Annotated in this window: 17 protein-coding genes and 2 tRNA genes; 8 read left to right on the top strand and 11 right to left on the bottom strand. The window is 70.6% G+C overall.

Annotation, left to right across the window (positions count from 1 at the left end):
* Positions 1-110: 110 nt before the first annotated feature.
* A complete protein-coding gene (locus AOM04_RS01155; RefSeq protein ID WP_062461067.1) occupies positions 111-2,579 on the bottom strand; it encodes an MMPL family transporter in 2,469 nt (822 codons plus the stop codon).
* An 85-nt stretch (positions 2,580-2,664) separates the two neighbouring features.
* Complete coding sequence (locus AOM04_RS01160; RefSeq protein WP_062461070.1) at positions 2,665-3,564, bottom strand: NADP-dependent oxidoreductase; 900 nt, start codon at positions 3,562-3,564, stop codon at positions 2,665-2,667.
* A gap of 207 nt (positions 3,565-3,771) precedes the next feature.
* On the opposite strand from AOM04_RS01160, the gene AOM04_RS01165 reads away from it, so the two are divergent.
* On the top strand, positions 3,772-4,446 hold the full coding sequence (locus tag AOM04_RS01165; RefSeq protein WP_062461073.1) for a TetR/AcrR family transcriptional regulator: 675 nt from the start codon (positions 3,772-3,774) through the stop codon (positions 4,444-4,446).
* Between the two features lie 499 nt (positions 4,447-4,945).
* On the opposite strand, the gene AOM04_RS01170 is transcribed toward AOM04_RS01165, so the two are convergent.
* Both AOM04_RS01170 and AOM04_RS01175 read right to left on the bottom strand, forming a co-directional pair.
* Positions 4,946-5,947, bottom strand: coding sequence for a nucleotidyl transferase AbiEii/AbiGii toxin family protein (locus AOM04_RS01170; protein ID WP_082104259.1), 1,002 nt, complete (start codon positions 5,945-5,947; stop codon positions 4,946-4,948).
* Complete coding sequence (locus AOM04_RS01175; RefSeq protein WP_228373577.1) at positions 5,842-6,399, bottom strand: type IV toxin-antitoxin system AbiEi family antitoxin domain-containing protein; 558 nt, start codon at positions 6,397-6,399, stop codon at positions 5,842-5,844. The genes AOM04_RS01170 and AOM04_RS01175 overlap by 106 nt, the downstream gene beginning before the upstream one ends.
* Before the next feature lie 463 nt (positions 6,400-6,862).
* On the opposite strand from AOM04_RS01175, the gene AOM04_RS01180 reads away from it, so the two are divergent.
* The 3 genes from AOM04_RS01180 (at position 6,863) to AOM04_RS01190 (ending at position 8,580) form a co-directional block, all read left to right on the top strand.
* The gene (locus AOM04_RS01180; protein ID WP_062461082.1) at positions 6,863-7,243 is read left to right on the top strand and encodes a hypothetical protein; all 381 of its coding nucleotides are present in this window, start codon (positions 6,863-6,865) and stop codon (positions 7,241-7,243) included.
* Positions 7,244-7,383: 140 nt separating this feature from the next.
* A complete protein-coding gene (locus AOM04_RS14400) occupies positions 7,384-7,959 on the top strand; it encodes a hypothetical protein (RefSeq protein ID WP_156160558.1) in 576 nt (191 codons plus the stop codon).
* Between the two features lie 111 nt (positions 7,960-8,070).
* Positions 8,071-8,580 carry a hypothetical protein gene (locus AOM04_RS01190; protein WP_062461088.1) on the top strand — a complete coding sequence of 170 codons (510 nt, stop codon included), beginning with the start codon at positions 8,071-8,073 and terminating at the stop codon, positions 8,578-8,580.
* A 115-nt stretch (positions 8,581-8,695) separates the two neighbouring features.
* Here the strand turns inward: AOM04_RS01190 and AOM04_RS01195 are convergent, their stop codons facing one another.
* Complete coding sequence (locus tag AOM04_RS01195; protein ID WP_062461091.1) at positions 8,696-9,685, bottom strand: tyrosine-type recombinase/integrase; 990 nt, start codon at positions 9,683-9,685, stop codon at positions 8,696-8,698.
* Between the two features lie 116 nt (positions 9,686-9,801).
* Positions 9,802-9,875: transfer RNA gene (locus AOM04_RS01200), tRNA-Pro, on the bottom strand.
* 89 nt (positions 9,876-9,964) lie between these two features.
* On the opposite strand from AOM04_RS01200, the gene AOM04_RS01205 reads away from it, so the two are divergent.
* A tRNA-Gly gene (locus tag AOM04_RS01205) sits at positions 9,965-10,035 on the top strand.
* Positions 10,036-10,174: 139 nt separating this feature from the next.
* Here the strand turns inward: AOM04_RS01205 and AOM04_RS01210 are convergent.
* From AOM04_RS01210 to AOM04_RS01230, 5 genes are all read right to left on the bottom strand, one after another.
* Positions 10,175-13,048 carry an aminotransferase gene (locus AOM04_RS01210; RefSeq protein WP_062461095.1) on the bottom strand — a complete coding sequence of 958 codons (2,874 nt, stop codon included), beginning with the start codon at positions 13,046-13,048 and terminating at the stop codon, positions 10,175-10,177.
* A gap of 43 nt (positions 13,049-13,091) precedes the next feature.
* Positions 13,092-14,039 (bottom strand): aldo/keto reductase, encoded by a 948-nt coding sequence (locus AOM04_RS01215; RefSeq protein ID WP_062461096.1) that lies wholly within the window; start codon positions 14,037-14,039, stop codon positions 13,092-13,094.
* Positions 14,040-14,099: 60 nt separating this feature from the next.
* Entirely contained in the window at positions 14,100-14,516 is a 417-nt protein-coding gene (locus AOM04_RS01220) for a DUF1761 domain-containing protein (protein ID WP_062461097.1), read from the bottom strand.
* 109 nt (positions 14,517-14,625) lie between these two features.
* On the bottom strand, positions 14,626-15,096 hold the full coding sequence (locus AOM04_RS01225) for an SRPBCC family protein (RefSeq protein WP_062461100.1): 471 nt from the start codon (positions 15,094-15,096) through the stop codon (positions 14,626-14,628).
* 63 nt (positions 15,097-15,159) lie between these two features.
* Positions 15,160-15,627: an SRPBCC family protein gene (locus AOM04_RS01230; RefSeq protein WP_062461103.1), complete on the bottom strand. Its 468-nt coding sequence runs from the start codon at positions 15,625-15,627 to the stop codon at positions 15,160-15,162.
* A gap of 366 nt (positions 15,628-15,993) precedes the next feature.
* Here AOM04_RS01230 and cysK point away from each other — a divergent pair, with 366 nt between their 5' ends.
* The 3 genes from cysK to AOM04_RS01245 all read left to right on the top strand — a co-directional run bounded on the left by cysK (position 15,994) and on the right by AOM04_RS01245 (position 18,645).
* On the top strand, positions 15,994-16,929 hold the full coding sequence (gene cysK, locus AOM04_RS01235; protein WP_062461106.1) for a cysteine synthase A: 936 nt from the start codon (positions 15,994-15,996) through the stop codon (positions 16,927-16,929).
* 47 nt (positions 16,930-16,976) lie between these two features.
* Positions 16,977-17,624: a serine O-acetyltransferase gene (gene cysE, locus AOM04_RS01240; protein ID WP_082104260.1), complete on the top strand. Its 648-nt coding sequence runs from the start codon at positions 16,977-16,979 to the stop codon at positions 17,622-17,624.
* Positions 17,625-17,712: 88 nt separating this feature from the next.
* The gene (locus AOM04_RS01245) at positions 17,713-18,645 is read left to right on the top strand and encodes an aldo/keto reductase (protein ID WP_062461109.1); all 933 of its coding nucleotides are present in this window, start codon (positions 17,713-17,715) and stop codon (positions 18,643-18,645) included.
* Positions 18,646-18,708: the final 63 nt, after the last annotated feature.

Raw genomic sequence — 18,708 nt, forward strand, 5'->3', positions numbered from 1 at the left:
GCGGCCGTGAGCCCGGCGCTCCCCACGCAGGCGACCGGACGCGAGACGGCCGTCCCGACGCGCGCGGCAGCGCACGTCGGGACGGCCGTCAGGGCTGCGTCACGCCGGCATCAGCCCTGCGGCGACCCCGCCGCGACCAGGTCGTCGTCCCCCTCCCGATCAGACGACTGCGGCAGAGGATGCGAGCGTTCGAGCGCCGCGCCCTCGACATCCACGTCCGGAAGGATGCGGTCGAGCCACCTCGGAAGCCACCACGCCGCCGAGCCGAGCAGGTGCATGACCGCCGGGATGAGCAGCAGCCGCACGACGAAAGCGTCGAGCAGCACGCCGAAGGCGAGCGCGAATCCCACGGACTTCACCAGGGCAGACTCGGCGAAGATGAACCCCGAGAAGACCGACACCATGATGAGGGCCGCGGCGACCACGACGCTCCGGCCCGCGCGAAGACCCGTCACGACCGCCTCGCGCGCGGGCGCGCCGTGCACGTAGGCCTCACGCATGCCGGACACCAGGAACAGCTGGTAGTCCATCGCCAGCCCGAACAGCACGCCGACCGCGACGATCGGGATGAAGGTCAGCACAGGCCCGGGCTCGTTGATGCCGAACACCCCCGAGAGCCACCCCCATTGGAACACCGCGGTCAGGCCGCCGAACATCGCGACGAGCGACAGGATGAAGCCGAGCGTCGCGGTGAGTGGTACGAGCAGCGAGCGGAACACGACCAGCAGGATCAGCAGCGAGAATCCGACGACAACCGCGAGGTAGATAGGGAGCGCGTCGGCCACCTTCTCGCTGATGTCGATGTTGCCCGAGGCGTTGCCGGCGACGCCGAACGAGTCGACCCCGGCGAGCTTCAGGTCGCGGATCTCGACGACAAGATCCTCGGTCGACGCCGCCGTAGGCCCGTCGGCCGGGATGAGCTGGAAGGCGAGCAGCGTGCCATCCTCGGAGGCGCCCATCGGCACGACCGCGCGGACGTTGTCGAGCGACTTCAACGCCGTGCCGACGCGCACCTGCTCGGCCAGCAGCGCATCATCCGTGACGACGTCCCCCATGTCCGCGACCGTGACCAGGGGGCTGTTGAATCCCGCGCCGAACTCGTCCCGGGTGAGCGTGTAGGCACGATAGCCGTCGGACCCGGCCGGCTCCCCGGCGCTCGTGTTGAGCCCCATGCGCATGTCGAGCGCAGGGATGGCGATCACGATGAGCAGCGCGACGGCGCCGACGATCGTGAGGACGGCGCGGCGCGTGGTCATCGCCTTCCGGCTCGCACCTCGGCCGCGCGTCGCGGCCGAGCGGGCACGGCCGCGCCCCTTGGCCTTGGGGGTCAGACGCGAACCCGCGAGGCCCATCAGCGCCGGGGTGAGCGAGAGCGCCATCGCGATGGCGACCGCGACACAGATGGCGCCCACGGTTCCCATCGCTCCGAGGAAGGAGATTCCCACGAGGTTGAGCGCCAACAGGGCGGTCACCACGGTGGCACCGGCGAACAGCACGGCGTTGCCGGAAGTGCCGTTGGCAAGACCGATCGACTCCCGCACCTCCATGCCGGCCCGGAGCTGCTTGCGGTGGCGGTTGATGATGAAGAGCGCGTAGTCGATGCCGACAGCAACGCCGAGCATCAGGCCGAGGATCGGCGTCAGCGTCATCATGTCGAGGACGCTCGAGAGGCTGAGCGAGACCATGAGCCCGACGGCGACGCCGAGCAGCGCGACGATGAGCGGGAGGCCGGCCGCGGTGATCGTACCGAGCATGACGATCAGGACGATCGCCGCGACCAGCAGGCCGCCGATCTCCCCCGGCCCGACGATGCTGGGCATCTCGCCGGAGATCTCACCCGCAGGAATCACGTCGACACCATCGATCGGATGGTCCGCGAGGCTCGCCTTGATCGCGTCCTTGAGGTCCTCCGAGATCGTCGTCGCCGCCTCGTTGAACTGCACCGCGGCCATCGCCGTGGCGCCGTCGTCCGAGATCTGCTGGGCACCATCCGCGAGAGACATGAGTGCGGCCGCGTTGCCCAGCGAGGCCTGCTGAGCGTCAAGCTTCGCCAGCGCGCTCTCGAGATCTTCCTGCTGCGCGTCGAGCGCGTCGACGGCGGCGTCGAGCGCCCCCGTCTCCGCGAGGCTCGTGCGCTGGCTCGCGATCCGCTCGAGCCCCGCCTCGACGTCGGCGCGTGCCGCCGCGATCTCATCAAGGCCCCGGGCGACGTCCGCATGCTGCGTCTCGATCTCCTTCGCGGTCGCGAAGGGATCCACGGCGCCCGTGACGCCGTCGACATCCTCCAGCGCGGCGAGCGTCGCGCCGACCTCGGCCTGCTGCGCCTCGGTGAACGGCTCGCCGTCGACGGTCTGGAAGAGGACCGTGCTCGCGCCGGCACCCGCGTCGGGGAAGCCCTCGGCGATCTGCGCGCCGACCTCCTCGGTCGGGGTGCCGGGGATGCTGATGGCGGTGGAAAGCGTGCCACCGAACAGCACGAAGGCGCCGACGGCGAGCGCGAGCGCGCTGAGCCACGCGCCGATCACGCGCCATGGATGCCGAGCCGACGAGACGCCGAGCCGGTAGAGAAGTGCAGCCACTGGAGGACCTTTCAGAAACGTAGGGGACTGAAGAACAGGGGGCGGTCGGAGAGCCACCGGGCGGGGCACGCCTGGCGACCATGGGTCACGGGCGCAGGAGGGTCTTCCCACGCTCGCGGTCGACATGCACGAGCGGCGCATCCTCGAGGGGACGCACGCCTGTCACGTGCAGGCGGAGACGGCCGGCGTCGACTGACGCGACAAGCTCCTCGAGGACCGTGCGCGAGGGGTGCGCGGCCATCCTGATGGTGGTGATCCGTTCGTCGTCCGCCTCGATGTCCGTGGTCGCCGACACCAGACGACCGCGAGTCCGCACCAGCGGCGCGAGCTCCGCGACCGGGGTGGGCGCGACGTTGACGGCGAGGTCGTAGGAACCCGGCTCGATGTCGCGGACCGCCGTCTCGGTGTAGTCGAGGATCCGCGCTGCGCCGTAGCCGCGCACGCGCTCCACGCTCATCGGGCCCGCGATCGCATCGACCTCCGCGCCGGCGGCGACCGCGAGCTGGACCGCGAGGCCACCGACCACGCTTCCGGCACCGTTGACGAGCACACGTTGGCCACCGACGAGCGCACCGTGCTCGAACAGGGCCTGCCACGCGGTGGTCCCGGTCGACGGCAGCCCCGCGGCTTCGACCAGGGGTATCGCCGTCGGCGCGTGGGCAAGCAGCCCGACCGGCACGGCGACGTACTCGGCCGCTGCTCCCACGATGTTCGGCGGGAGGAACGCCACGACAGCATCCCCTGGCGCGAACTCCGGTCCAGCATCGCCGACGATCGTCCCAGCGAGGTCCATGCCCATCGTGTGCGGAAAGGTCAGCGGCAGCACGGCAGAGAAGGCGCCGGTGCGGATCGCCACATCGGCAGGGTTGAAGGACGTCGCCGCCACCTTGACGAGCGCCTCCCCTGGGGCCTGTCGAGGCATCGGAGCCTCGTCCACCTGCAGAACCTCGGGCCCTCCGTAGGCATGGATGCGCAGCGCCTTCATGTCGTACCTCTCCGTGTGGTGCGCGCCACGTGAGCGCCTCGCGCGCATCACATGGCATTCACTGCGTCGGAACTGGCGGCATCGGCACACCAAGGCGCCTCCACAGCCGGCATCGACGCCCAAAACCGGAGGCAATTCCTCCGGTTGACTGGGACCTTAGCACTAAAACGGAGAACGTGCGTCCGCTTGCCTGCCTAGGATGAACCCATGAGCACCTCGGCCTCACCGCAGCACCGCCCCCTTCGCGCCGACGCCGAACGCAACCGCCGGCGCCTCCTCCGCGCGGCCCGAGAGGTGTTCGCGGCGCGCGGCCTGGACGTCGCACTCGACGACGTCGCCCGCCACGCCGGGGTTGGCGTCGGCACCGTCTACCGACGATTCGCGAACCGCGAGGAGCTCGTCGAGGCGGTCCTCGACGAAGGCGTCCGGCAAGTCGCCGAGATCGCCAAGGACGCACTCACCGACGACGACCCCTGGGAAGCCTTCGAGCGCTTCTTCCTGGAGGCCACCGCAATGCTCGCGGAGGACCGCGGGCTGCGCGAGATCCTGCTGCTGGGCGGACACGGCACCGGCGCCGCACTGGAGACGGCGCAGGCGCTGCTCACACCGAGAGTTGACGCCCTCATCGAGCGCGCGCAACGCTCCGGACAGCTGCGCGACGACCTCGAGCCCATCGACTTCCCGATGATCCAGCTCATGCTCGGCGCCGCATCGGAGCGGAGCCGGGACGTCGAGCCCGGCCAATGGCGGCGCTACGCCGGCCTGCTGCTCGACGGCCTGCGCACACGTCGGGACGGCCCGACCGCGCTCGGCACCCCCGCGCTCACCGGCAACGAGTTCTACCGCAGCATGACGGGCCACGCCAACGAGTCCGCGCGCTAGCTGAACTCGCTCACGAGCCCGGAGACAGCGCCGAGTCCCGATGGACCTACTGGAGCCTTGCAACTCGGCGGCATCGCGCCCGAGCCGACCTCAGGGCCTCGAGCCCGCCCCGAGCGCCGGAGTGCACACCCGAAGCGTCCGTGACCCACCCGCGCTATCGCCGCTCCGCAGTACCGCAGCGAACTCGGGCCTCAGCGAGGCCAAAGTGATGAGTAAACGATGACCTGGTCACTTCTCACATCCGATGAAGGTCGTGGAAACCTGCGAGTTACCAGGACTTTCACCGTCGGGGTGACAGGATTTGAACCTGCGACCCTCTGTAGGATCCGGCCGGCTTCCGGACCTTCACGCTTGTCCCGGGAGCTCGCGTGTTCCCTGGTGATGCGAGGGACGCTGGCGGTTCGCTCATTCCGACTGTACCCGGATGATTCCGGTTGGTCACGGCTGAATCTGATGGGTTCCTGATGGGTTCACACTCCGGCGAGCTCGCCTGTCGAACTCAGTCCCAGCGCCGCGCGCTGGGGTCCCAGCGGTGCACAGCCTGTGATCCAAGGACGGGGTCGGCGAACTCGGAGACTGCCGCGAGCACCTCACTGAAGGTCTCAGGAAGGTCGTCGAGCCTGCCTGTGCGCCGTCGCCATGCGGCCCACTTCGCCTGTGCGAGTGCCGGCATTCCGGCGAGCGCGGGCAGGAGCGGCTTGAGCTCGACGCCACGGTAGCGCGCGACGGTCTCGAACGACGCTCGAAGCACGCTCGCGCCCACGTCCCTGGAGCGCGTGAGCGTGTAGACGTCGGCGAAGTCTCGCCACCGGGTGTTCGCCTCGCCGCGGTCGAGCATGGTGATGATCTTCTCGGCGAGCACCATCGTCAGCGGGTAGCCGAGCAGCCTGATCCCCTCTTGCCCGAGCGCGAGCAGCCGGGGCACCTCCACGACAGTGGGGGCGGGCCCGATCGGATCGCCGAAGTTGACGTCGATGCCGATGGTCACCCGAGAGCGGCCGAGATGTCCGACGAGCCGGACGCGGACTCCTGCGTACTCATCTTCGTCACGGATAGCGGTCGCCCCCACGCTCTCGACGTCGAAGACGACGCCGTCCGCCATGTCGATCGATGCGATCGCACGGACTCTCTCGGCGACGTCGTCCGCATCGTTCGCAAGACCAGTCGCCTGCAGGTCGATGTCTTTGGTCGGCCGTCGAAGTGCGAACGCCGCGAGGAGCACACCGCCCTTGAGCACGAAGTCATCGCGATGCCCGCTCGCGGCGATCCGGGCGAGGAACGCCTCGAGGACGTACAGCGTCTGCAGCTCCTGGACGTCCCCGCCGGTCGCCCGCGCGAGACCACGGATGGCGAGGACCGCGTCGCCGTCGGGCGTGCCGTGTCGAGGGTTCGGGCTCACAGCAGGATCTCCAATGCAGTCCGGATCGCGGGCTGCGCCTTGGGGAATGATGCGGCCATCTCGAGGAGCGCAGACGGGCTGCTCTCGCGAGTGCGGAGCCATCGCTTCAGCGCCTCGATCGCAAGGTCGCTGCCCCAGTCGTGTCGCAGTCGGAACAGGTCGATGATCGTCCGCTCCGCGGAGTACAGGCCGATAGACAGGTCGCCGGGCAGCTGGTGCTCACCACGCCCGATGTCGAACGTCGCTGCATCGAATCGGTGCCACGCGATCGGAGCCGTCGGCGCCTCGATCGACTGGATCCCGCGCGGGATCGCGATGTGCGAGCGAGTGGGGATCTCGTCGGTCAGCTCGTGCAAGGCGAGCGCCGAGAGCAGGCAGAGCGTCGCTTGCGGTCGCTTGGCTGCGATCGCGATCCATGCTGCCGTCGTGTCGTCGACCTCACCGGCTCGCAGGAACAACCCCGGCGCGATGCGCTCATACTCCCCCGCGCCCAGCAAGGCCCGGAGCCGATGCCTGGTCAGGCCATGGTCCGCGAGCGACTCGTAGCGGAGCATCGTGGGATCTGCAGATGGAGCCATGCCCGTGTCCTCCCGGTCACTCCGACGGAAACATGAACAGATAAAGAATACCTGTTACTGTTTCCGTCGATCAAGAGTGTGCTCGCCAGGACCCCTGAACGGCCGGCGCCGCTGCTTCGACGCGCAACTGACCGAGATACCACTCGCGGCGATGCAGGCGACCACGACCGCGCATCATCGGCACCATCACGCGAAGATCTCCACGAAACCCGGAGCGCAACACTTCGCGGGTCGCACGTCTCGCAACACGCACCACCAGGGGCACAACGCCGAGGAAGACAACCGTTACGCCACCCGACAGGGCTGGACCCACGGCACCAGGCCGACGAGACTCCACTGGTCTCGGTTCATCCGAAATTACTCGGCGCCGCAACCCGTCCGCAATCGCGCCGTTCTATGGTGACGGTGCCACCCAATCAGGCGAAGAGAAGGAATCGGGATGAACCGCCCACTGTCGGCCATCAGCGCATTTACGCTCGGCATCTTCTTGCTCATCGCAGGCGGGTCAACCGCAGGCGCAACCACTCATACCCGCGCATCCGCCACGCCGGCCAGCGCCCAGGTTGCTGCCGCGTCCTGGGTGGAGTGGGACGGCAACCACATCACCACCGCGGCAAAATGTGCAGCCCGTTTGACCTACATCGCCAACACTTACAACATCCAACGAAGCGCGCTGTGGTGCGAGAAAGTCGCCGTGCCCATCTGCCCACCCCAGTACTACTGGGTCCTGATGATCAACACCAGCGCTGCAGCATTCTCCGTCCCCGAGACGGTCACTCGCGAGGCTGCATCATCGACACTGGTCGCCGCCTGCGCGTGAGCAGGTCACGGAGCCCCTGGTTGCCCCTTGTCGTAGACGAGGGGCAACCAGCTCAGTGCATCGGACAGCCTCACTGGCTCGCGGGCATACCTCACTTGCAGTCCAACGGCACCTTCGACCTCACATCCGAAGGTTGGCTGATGAGCTCCGTCCCATTGAGGCTTGCGGTGACGTCGCGAGCGTTCGACGACGTCCTCCACCACATGGTCGTCGCTTCCGGGTCTTGGGCAGATGATGCACTCCACGTCGAACGGCTGACGCCAGTCCCGCGGGCGACGAATGAGCGGCAAGCGCGCGGCCAGGTGCGCCGGACTCTTCGCACCGAAGAACGACCTAGGCACCGGGACCCCGTCGAACGATCCCTCTTGGAAGAGGGGTCGGCGCTCGAGATCGATGTCATCGAGGACGGGCAAGGGCGGTTGCACCGCGTTGTTCTCGCGCACGATGTGCGACGCGTCAAGGCCGCGCTCGAGCATCGAGACGGCATACCCCTCGAAGTCATCCCGAGCCGGCGCACGCAAGCCGAGCTCGATTCGATCCTCGAAGAGATTCTCGCCGACGAGCCTCTCGTGCGCGGATTCGGATTCAAGGCCAGACCACGCGAACAGGTGCGCATCGCGTTGACAGTCCTTCGAGTGACGCCGCGGCTCGAGCGCAGACTCGCCGCCGTGCCGGCCGACGTGCTCGACATCACTAGCCTCGTCACACCTCGTTGACCCGCGGCACGTGACACGGGTCAGGCTCCCTTGGACTTATTCTTGGATTGATCCCCGCCCTGCACCTCCCGCACAAAGCGGTGAACGAGCGCCGTGCGGCAGTCTTGGCCCATGAACATGGTCCGAGAAGACTGGCTGCTAATCGCAGCGTTCGGCGCGCCGTTGACCAGTGCAATCATCTTCGGGGTGTCAATCTGGCTGAACATGCGCGCGACACGGCGAGCCGAAGCCGCTCGACTCGCAGCTGCGGTTCGTGCGAGCGCCTTGGCTGCCCTGAAGGCCGGCACCGTGTCACACACGTTGGGTCTGTTCAGCGGCTGGCCATACGAGTTCGTTCTTCGGACTAGCGAACTTGCCAGTTGGATTGACATCAAGGGTGAGAACCCGGTGAGCAAGTGGCTTGTGGAAGGGGTTCCGCACGTCGTGCAGGAGTATGACGCGGAGGCCCGAGGGCGCAGAGTTGGCGAGTACGTCGCGATGCTGATCCTTCTCGAAGACCGCAAGGGCCGGCCGATGCGGCGCGCCCGCCGGGTCGCCGCGGCCAAGCCCTGGCCCGACGAACTCCCGGACCTGCCGCGATGGCGGAAGCTAGTGCAGTCGATGCGGGCCACCAGCGACTGAACCGATGCGCCTCGGGCATGGCCAAGACTCGGAAACATTGACCTGGCCCGCCTGCGACGAGTGCTTCTGGTTGGCGGTCGGCTATGACGAGGCGGCGCCGATGAGGCGGCAGGGATCATAGGCCCAGGTGTCGGCTCGACGTGGTCTGCATCGACGCGATGGGTCGGATGTAGGCGTTCACCAGCATCGCGAGGTCGCGGTGGCGGGTCTGTGCAGCGATGCGGTCGAGTGGCACGCCGGCCATCGCGGCGGCCGTGGCGTGGCCGGCGCGTAGGGAGTGGGCGGTGATGCGGTCGCCGGTGAAGCCGACGGCGTGGGCGCGGGTCTTGACGATCCGCACGACCGAGGCGGCGTTGATCGGCTCGCTCGTGACGGTGCCGTTCGCGCGGACTCGGGTGAAGACGCTCCCGGCGCTGCGGGGGCGGACGCGCAGCCATGTGCCCAGTGCTTCGACTGGATCCGATTCGGCGTGACGGCCGCGGGCGATGGCGATGGCCTGGCCCGCGCCGTGGGGGTCGCCTTTTGACCGGCGCACGGTGATGAGAAGTCCACCCTCTGCGGGCGCTATGTCCCCCACTTCCAGCGCGGCGAGCTCACATCGGCGCATGGCCGAGGCGAAGCCGAGCAGGATGATCGCGGCGTCGCGCTTGCCGATGGCGGTGGTGCGGTCGATGGCAGCGAGGATCTCGCGGATGTCCTCGACGAACAGGGGTCGTGCGCGGCGGCGGGGTGCGACGCCGAGGATGCGGCGCAGGCCGCGCCGGACGCGTGTCACGAGCTCGCTGTCGGTGGGGTCGTCCAGGCCGGCGACTCGGTGCCGGTGGGCGATGGCGGCAAGGGTGCAGGTGACCATCCCCATCGTCAGGCCCCGTTCGGCCTGCGTGGTGATGTAGGCGCAGACAATCTCGGGTGCCGCGGGCAACGCCGTGAAGCCGCGCTGGTCACACCAGGTCTCGAATCCTCGCCACGCCGAGGCGTAGGTGGTGCGCGTCGAGGGCGCGTGATGGGCCGCAACCGCTGCGTCGATCCGTGCCAAGTCGGCCGGAGTCAGCCCTGCGGGGAGGGATCGCGGGAAGTCTTCGTCTGCTGTCAGCCATGGAGTCATGCAGGCATGCCAGCAGGGCGACAGCAGTCGTCACAAAGATGAGTAAAAGATGACTTGGTCACTTTTCACGTCCAATGAAGCTCGTGGAAACCCGCGAGTTACCAGGACTTTCACCGTCGGGGTGACAGGATTTGAACCTGCGACCCTCTGCTCCCAAAGCAGATGCGCTACCAAGCTGCGCTACACCCCGTGTCACCCCACGCGGGGGCGATGTTCCTCGCTCGCGCGAGGCTCCGCTACTCTAGTACGCGCCGAGCAGGCGTCATCGCCGTCGGCTTCGCGGGTGTAGCTCAATGGTAGAGCCTCAGTCTTCCAAACTGATCACGCGGGTTCGATTCCCGTCACCCGCTCTCGCAGCACGAAGGCCCCTCCCCGGAGGGGCCTTCGTCGTCGATGCGAACGTGCGCGCTGCGAGGCGCTCACTGCCCGATTCTCGCGATTCTGAGGACTGGGCACCTCAGGGGGCGCGACGCTGGCCGCGCGAAGGGATCACAGCGCCGCCCACGCCTCGCGGCGCACCATCACCCGCTCGAGCGCCGCGAGGAAACGCTCCACGGCGGCGGCGTCGATGGTGAGCGGCGGCTTGATCTTGAGCACGTTCTTGTGATCGCCGGTCGGCTGCACGATGACGCCCTCCAGCAGCAGCGCCTCGCAGATCTCGCGCGCCGCCACGGCGTCCGGCGCGTCGGGTCCGCCCGCGACCACCTCGAGGCCCAGGTACAGGCCCAGCCCGTGAACCTCGCCGAGGGCGGCGAAGCGCGCGCAGGCCGCGCGCAGGCCGTCCGCGAGCAGCGCGCCCACCACCCGGGCGTTCTCCTGCAGCGCGTCCTCGTCGAGCACACGCAGCACGGTGGACCCGACCACACAGCTGACGGGGCTTCCGCCCGCCGACGAGAAGAACGACCCCTCCACCGCGAACCGTTCCGCGATCTCGCGCGTCGTGATGACCGCCCCCAGCGGGTGACCGTTTCCCATGGCCTTGGCGACCGCGATGACGTCGGGCACCACGCCCTGCTGCTCGAAGCCCCAGAAGTGCTCGCCGAGGCGCCCGTAGCTCACCTGGACCTCGTCCGACACGACGATGCCGCCGCGCGAGCGCACCGCCTCCCACACGCCCGCGAGGTACCCGTCGGGCAGCAGGATGCCGCCGCCGTTGCCGAAGATCGGCTCCGCCACGAACCCGGCGAGCGACACCCCGGCCGCGTCGAGCTCGCCCAGGCGCCACAGCGCATCGTTCAGGTACCGCCGCACCTCCGCACCTCGGTGTCGGCCGCGATACGTGTTGGGCGCGTCGAGCAGGTGCACCCAGTCGGGGCGCGACGCCAGCGCGCCGGGGTTGTCCCCCAGCGAGGTCGAGATCGCATCGGCGCCGACGGTCCATCCGTGGTACGCCTCGGTGAGCGCGAGGATGTCGGTCCGTCCGGTCGCGGCGCGCGCGACGCGGATCGCGAGGTCCACGGCCTCCGAGCCCGAGTTCACCAGCAGCACGGTGTCGAGCCCCTCGGGCGCGCGGGCGGCGAGCTCCTCCGAGAAGTCCACGACGGCCTCGTAGTGGAAGCGCGAGTTGGTGTTGAGGCGGCGCAGCTGGCGGTCGACGGCGTCCGCGATGCGCGGCTCGCCGTGACCGAGGATCGCGACGTTGTTGACCATGTCGAGGTAGCCGCGCCCGTCGGTGTCGATGAGGTGGTGGCGCCAGCCGCGCTCGATCCGCGGCGGCGCGGCGTAGTAGTGCTCCTGCACGGCGGCGAACGACGCGTCGCGGGCCGCGAGCAGGGCACCTGGCGTGCGGGGGGACGATGCGCCGGTCGCCGGGACGCGTCCCAGCAGCGGGGCGGGGTCCGGGCACAGCGCGGCCCAGGCGTCGTCGTGCCCGGGCATCACGCGTGCTGGCGGCCCGAGGTGGGGCACCACGGACTGCCACACGAGCACGACGGCGAGCCCGTCGTCCGCCGCTGCCGCGCGCGCGACGGGCTGACCGGCGACCACGCGGGCGCCCGCGGCCACGAGAGGCTCGACGCCGCGCACGTGCACCGCGGGACCGTAGTCGACGCGGAGCGCGAGCGCGTCGGCCTCCGCGAGGGTCACGGTCCCGCCCGCCGGGCTCACGATCGTGGTGCCGGACGCGACGGCGACCGCCCGGCCCGCCAGCCGCGAGCGCGGGGCGGCGGCGAGCGCGGCCTCCGGCAGCAGGAGGTGCTCGCCGTACCGCGTGACCGCGCCGGCGCCGTCGGCGCGGGCCTCCGCGAGCGCGGAGCGGAGCGACGCGGGGTCGAGCCACGCGCCCCCGTCGTGGCGGGCCGACTTCACGGACAGGTCGGCCTCGGGCGCGTCGGCGAGCCCGGCGATCATGGGGGCGTAGGTCCGCGATGCGGCGTCGGGCACGCGGCCGAGCGCGTGGCGCACGAGCAGCTCGGCCTCGTCGAAGCCCAGCGCGGTCGCGCGCTCGAGCATCCGCGCCTCGAGCGGCCGACGCGCCCGCGCGTAGTCGTTCGAGGGATCCTCCGCGAGCACGCGCTCCCCCGCCGCGGCGAGGACCACGGCGCGCGCCACCACGAGGGGCCACACGGCCACGAGGTCGTCCTCGTCGAGCGGGGCCGCGCGATCGAAGGCGGCGACGGCGGCGAGCGCGTCGCCGATGGCGTCGCCGTCGTGCTGGAGCAGCGCGCACGCGAGGATCGCGGCCTCCGCGACGGCCCAGCCTAGCCCCAGGTCGCCGAAGTCGATCAGGCCGGCCACGCGGCACTCGGGGTCGACCACCACGTTGTCGGCGGTGAGGTCGCCGTGCACCGCCTGGACCCGCAGGCGCGGCGCAACCCCGGCCAGCCGTGCGCCCGCGGATTCGAGCAGTGCGGCGAGGCGCGCATGCTCGTCGGTGCCGAGCGCGACGGCGGCGGCGTCGAGCACCTCGCGCGCGCGCCGCAGGTCCCACGCGCCGGACGCCAGCCCGGCGTGCGCGAACGACGCGAGAGCGGCCGTCAGCTCCCCCGCGGTCGCGCCGAGCGCGGCGGGCAGGCCCGCGGGCAGCCGCGCGCCGTGCGGAGGCTCGCCCTCGAGGAAGTCGAGCACGCGGGCATGCGCGCCGCCGTCGAGGGGCACGATGCGCTCGCCGCCCGTGGTCGCGTGGACGCGCGGGACCGGCAACCCCGCCGCGGCCAGGTGCGCGAGCGCGGCGTCCTGGGCCTCGAGCGCGGCGCGCGCGATGCCCGGGTGTGACGCCTTGAGCAGGCGGCGCGTCCCGTCGGCGAGCGTGAGCAGGACGTTGCGGTCCTCGTTGGAGCCGAGGTCGCGGGCGTCGGCGAGGTCGAGGCCCCACTCACGCGCGGCGAGCGCGCGCAGGGCGTCGAGGGTGAGGTCGGCGTTCATGATGCGCGCATCGTCTCACCCCGCCGCGCCGCGCGCGGGCGCGCTACTCCGAGGCGGCGGTCAGCGCGTCGAGCTCGTCGGTCGACAGCTCGAGGGTCATCGAGGCCAGCAGCGGCGCGAGCTGCTCGAGGGTGCGGGCCGAGGCGATCGGCGCCACGACGGTCGGCCGCGAGCGCAGCCAGGCAAGCGCGACCGACGCGACCTCGACGCCGTGCGAGGCGGCGACGGAGTCGAGCGCCTCGAGCACGCGGCGGCCGCGGTCGTCGAGGTAGGCGCCGGCGCCCTCGGCGCGGACGGAGTCCACCGCGACGCCGTCGCGGTACTTGCCCGCGAGGAAGCCCTTGGCGAGCGCGAAGTACGGCAGCACGCCGAGCCCGTGACGGCTCGCGGCGTCCCGCGTCTCGCCCTCGAAGCCGCGCTCCACGAGGTTGTAGTGGGGCTGCAGCGCCACAGGCCTGTGCAGGCCGTCACGCTCGGCGATCGCCAGCCACTCGTCGATCCGCTCGGGCGTGTAGTTGGAGACCCCGATCTCGCGCACGAGGCCGCGGTCGACGAGGCGGCTGAACGCGGCGGCGGTCTCGGCGAGCGGCACGCTCGCGTCGTCGAAGTGCGCGTAGTAGAGGTCGATGCGGTCCGTCCGCAGGCGCTCGAGCGACGACTCGGCGGCCGCGCGGACGTTCTCGGCCGACAGCCCGCGGAACTGCGGGTGGGTCGACACCTTGGTCGCGATCAGGACGCGGTCGCGGGCCCCGCGCGCATCCTGCCACTGCCCGATGAGGTGCTCGGACTCGCCGCCGACGTGACCCGGCGCCCACGCCGAGTACCCGTCGGCGGTGTCCACCATGACGCCGCCGCCGTCGACGAACGCGTCGAGGACGCGGAACGAGGCGTCACGGTCGGCCGTCCAACCGAACACGTTGCCTCCCAGCGCCAAGGGCGCGCGCGACAGGTCAAGGGATCCGAGAGAGGCGGAGGTGAGCTCAGCGGTCATGGACGCATCAACATTCGGCATACCCGCAAGCATTCCCGGCGACCGGCGCCAGGGCAACCCCTAGAACAGGCCGATGATCAGGCCGGCGACGCCCAGGCCGACCGCATCGTGCGCCGCGTCGATGAGGGTGACCGCCGGGCTGCGCTGCGCGAAGCCGTTGTGAATCGCGTGCGCGCCGCCGCGCAGGATCAGGCCCACCACCAGGCCGAGCACGAGCCCGCCGGACCAGTCGTCGATGCCCAGCCCGTTCATGAGCATGGCCAGCACGATCACGCCGAGACCGGTGGCGAGGATGGTGCCGCCGAAGGCGACGCCCATGTTGCCGCCCTCCATCATCTCGTCGGTGATGCCGGCCTTGTCCCGCCACAGCCGCCAGAACCCGGCCGGCGAGTACCACCACCAGCCCACCGCGAAGCTCACGACGAACGCGACGAGCACCGCGAGCCAGTTGATCCCCTCGAACGTGAACCAGTCCATGACCCCTCCCCGGGTCCACGGGCCGCCACCGCGGCCCCTCAGCGTGAGCGTATGCCCTGGCACCGACACCGCGGCGGACGATGCGCGGGTCGCGTCCGTACGGCGCGCGTCAGGCGGGCTCGGCGGCCTCCGCCGCGGCGGCGATGTGCGCGAGGTCGTCCTCGAGCGCCTTGCGCGTGGCGCGCATCCCGGCCTTGCCGAAGAGCAGCCAGCCGAGGCGCTGCGCGGGCCCGGGGCTGGGCGTCTCCGCGGTGAAGTCGCATACGAGGCGCGTCCCGTCCCCCGCCGGCTCGAGCGTGTACACCGTCACGTACTCCGTGCCGCGGGACTCGGCGCGGATGGTCGTGGCGACCGGCGCATCGGCCACCGTCACCACCATCTCCTCGGTCTCCTCGCGGCCCCACATCTTGCGGGTCTCGCGCCACCGCACGCCCACCGCATAGCCGTCGCCCTCGAGCCGCTCGAGCGCGACGATGCTGGGCAGCACCTCGGTGGCGTAGTCGAGGTCGGTGAGGATCTCCCAGACACGCTCGACGGAGGCCCCGATCCCGCGCTCCGCGCGCACGCTGTGTCCCGCCATCGCCCATCCCCTCTGCCGCGATGCGGACAGGCTAACCCGGCGCCCGCGCGGGCGCCCGGCGAGTCAGGAGAAGTGCCTGATGAGGTCGCCGATGTCGGCCTTGAGGCGGACCGTGCCGCCAAGCGAGAAGAACGTCGCAACCGCCTTGCGCATCGCGCGCTCCGCGAGGGACGGGTCCGGGTGGTAGACGTGGAAGACGCGGCGGACGAGCGTGCCGTCCTCCGACTCCGACAGGAACGTGGTCGAGGTGAAGGTGCCGTCCGGCCCCACGCGCTCCTGCACGAGCCGGCGGTACGGATCGGACGCGGTGGTGGTGAGCCGCACCACCACCGGCTCGCTGCCCGCGACCCTCTCCGTGAGCTGGAGCACGTGGCCGACCTCGCCGGGCAGGCCCTCCTCGGTGACCGCCTGGGACACCATCGAGAACACCTCCACCCGCGCGTCGGGGTCGGTGAGCGCGCGCCAGATGTCCTTGGCGGTCGCGGGCACCAGCCCCTCGCGATGCACCGACACGTCCAGCGGGCCCGACATCGCCCCTCCTTAGCGAGGCGCCCGGGTGCGCCTCATCCCCCCGTCATAGCAGGAAAGGGACGTCCACGGCAGGGTTGCCTGGCCCAGGGCGTGGCGCTAGCCTGGGCCCGAAGCCACGAAAGGTCGGGACGATGAGCATCGAGCGCCGTGCGGTGACCGCACCCAGCTCTGCCCTTCCCACCCGTGCTCTCCGCGACACCCGCTGCCGCTGCTGCGGCTGCTGCTGTCTGTAGAGCGCTGCCAAGCGCCGTCCGGCCAGCGGCCGGGCTCCGCCAGCACCAGCGCTCGCCCCGGCATCGATTCCGATGCGCTCGCGTTCTGAACCCTGGAACACCCACCTCTCAAGGGAAAAGAGGAAGCAGTCACATGGCACGCATCTACGAGGACGCCACCGCCCTCATCGGCAACACCCCGCTCGTGAAGATCAACGCCCTCGCCGAGGGCGTCGAGGCGACCGTCCTGGGCAAGCTCGAGTTCTACAACCCCGCCAACTCCGTCAAGGACCGCCTGGGCGTCGCCATCGTCGACGCCGCCGAGGCGGACGGCTCGCTCAAGCCCGGCGGCACCATCGTCGAGGCCACCTCGGGCAACACCGGCATCGCGCTCGCGATGGTCGGCGCGGCCCGCGGCTACAACGTCGTCCTGACCATGCCCGAGACCATGTCGAAGGAGCGCCGCGCGCTGCTGCGGGCGTTCGGCGCGGAGCTCATCCTCACCCCCGGTCCCGAGGGCATGCGCGGCGCCGTCGAGGCCGCCAACAAGATCGCCGAGGAGCGTCCCGGCTCGATCTTGGCCCGCCAGTTCGCCAACGAGGCGAACCCGGAGATCCACCGCCGCACCACCGCGGAGGAGATCTGGAACGACACGGACGGCGAGGTCGACATCCTCATCGCCGGCATCGGCACCGGCGGCACCATCACGGGCGTCGGCGAGGTCCTCAAGGCCCGCAAGCCGTCCGTCCAGGTGATCGGCGTCGAGCCGGCGGAGTCGCCCATCCTCAACGGCGGCCAGCCCGGCCCGCACAAGATCCAGGGCATCGGCGCGAACTTCGTGCCCGAGGTCCTCAACACGGAGATCTACGACGAGATCTTCGACGTCGACGGCGAGACCGCCGTCGCGACGGCGCGCGCGGCCGCCCGCAAGGAGGGCCTGCTCGTCGGCATCTCCTCGGGCGCGGCCCTGCACGCCGCCATCGAGGTCGCGAAGCGTCCCGAGAACAAGGGCAAGACGATCGTCGCGATCATCCCCTCGTTCGGCGAGCGCTACCTCTCGTCCGTGCTCTACGCGGACCTGATGGACTGATCCACCCACGTTCCCACCGGGGCCAGTCCCCACCCGGAGGTATCCAGATGGCAAGCCAGATCGGACCGATCGCCCGTGCGATCGAGGATGTCCGCACCGTGCAGCGCCGCGACCCCGCCGCGCCGGCGTGGTGGGTCATCGCGGGCTCCTACCAGGGAGTCCACGCCGTCTGGTACCACCGGGTGGCGCACTGGCTGTGGGGCCGCGGCTTCCGCTCGTACGCGCGGCTCATGTCGCAGTACGCGCGGCGGGTCACCGGCATCGAGATCCACCCGGGGGCCCAGCTGGGCCGCCGGGTGTTCATCGACCACGGCAGCGGCGTGGTGATCGGCGAGACCGCCGTGGTCGGCGACGACGTCCTGATGTTCAACGGCATCAACCTCGGCGGCACCACGATGAGCCCCGGCAAGCGCCACCCCACCATCGGCGACCGCGTGGTCATCGGCGCCGGTGCGAAGGTGCTGGGCCCGCTGCGGGTGGGACCGGACGCGCGCATCGGCGCCAACGCCGTGGTGGTCAAGGACGTGCCGGACGGCGCGACCGCGGTGGGCATCCCCGCCGTCATCCGCAACCACCCCGGACCCACCGAGGCCTCGACCGCCGCCTCGGCCGTGGACTCGGGCGACTCGCACCGCCACCCGGACCCGGACGCCCCGCCGGAGCCCATCCGCGAGCCGGCGATGTACTACATCTGAGCAGCCGGATGAGGGCCCTCGCCTCCGGGCGGGGGCCCTTGCCACGTCCCTAGACTGGGACGGTTCCCCCTGACGAGATGGAGTGTCGATGAAGACGTTCACCATGCCCGGCGCGGACCTCCAGGTCCCCGCCGTCGTGCTCGGCCTCATGCGGATCGCCGAGAAGTCCGACGAGGAGGTCCGCACCCTGGTGCGCACGGCGATCGACGCCGGGATCGACTTCGTCGACCACGCGGACCTGTACGGGCCGACCTATCACGCGTGCGAACGGCGGTTCGCGGAGGCGATGCGCCTCACGCCGTCCGAGCGCGAGGCCCTCACCATCCAGACGAAGTGCGGGATCCGCCAGCCGGGCCCGTACTTCGACTTCTCGTACGAGCACATCCTCGAGTCCGTCGACGGGTCGCTCGCAGCGCTCGGCACGGACTACCTCGACATCCTGCTCCTGCACCGCCCCGACGCGCTCGTCGAGCCCGACGAGGTCGCGCGGGCGTTCGACGCGCTGCACGCCGCCGGCAAGGTGCGCCACTTCGGCGTCTCCAACCACACGCCCGGCCAGGTCGAGCTGCTGCGCCACAGCGTCCGCCAACCGCTGGTCGCGAACCAGATCCAGCTGTCGGTCACCCACGCGCCGGCCATCGCGAGCGGCGTCGCGATGAACATGGGCGACCTGGACCAGTCGATCGACCGCGACAACGGCATCGTCGACTACTGCCGCCTGCACGGCATCACGCTGCAGGCGTGGTCGCCGTTCCAGGCGCGGTTCTTCGACGGCCCGTTCCTCGGCAACCCGCGCTACGCGGAGCTCAACACCGTGATCGACCGCCTCGCGTGGAAGTACGAGGTCCCCGCGGAGGCGATCGCGGTCGCGTGGATCACCCGCCACCCCGCGCAGATGCAGGTGGTCCTGGGCACCACCACGCCCGCGCGCGTCGAGGCGGCCGCGCGGGGTGCCGACGTGCACCTGTCGCGCTCCGAGTGGTACGAGATGTTCCGCGCCGCGGGCCACACGGTGCCCTGACGCGGCCCGCTCTCGCGACGCGGCCCCCGCCGCCCGGGTGCACCGGGAGGCGGGGGCCGGGTG

The sequence above is a fragment of the Demequina soli genome, assembly GCF_000971195.1.
In the GTDB taxonomy this organism is placed as follows: Bacteria; Actinomycetota; Actinomycetes; order Actinomycetales; family Demequinaceae; genus Demequina; species Demequina soli.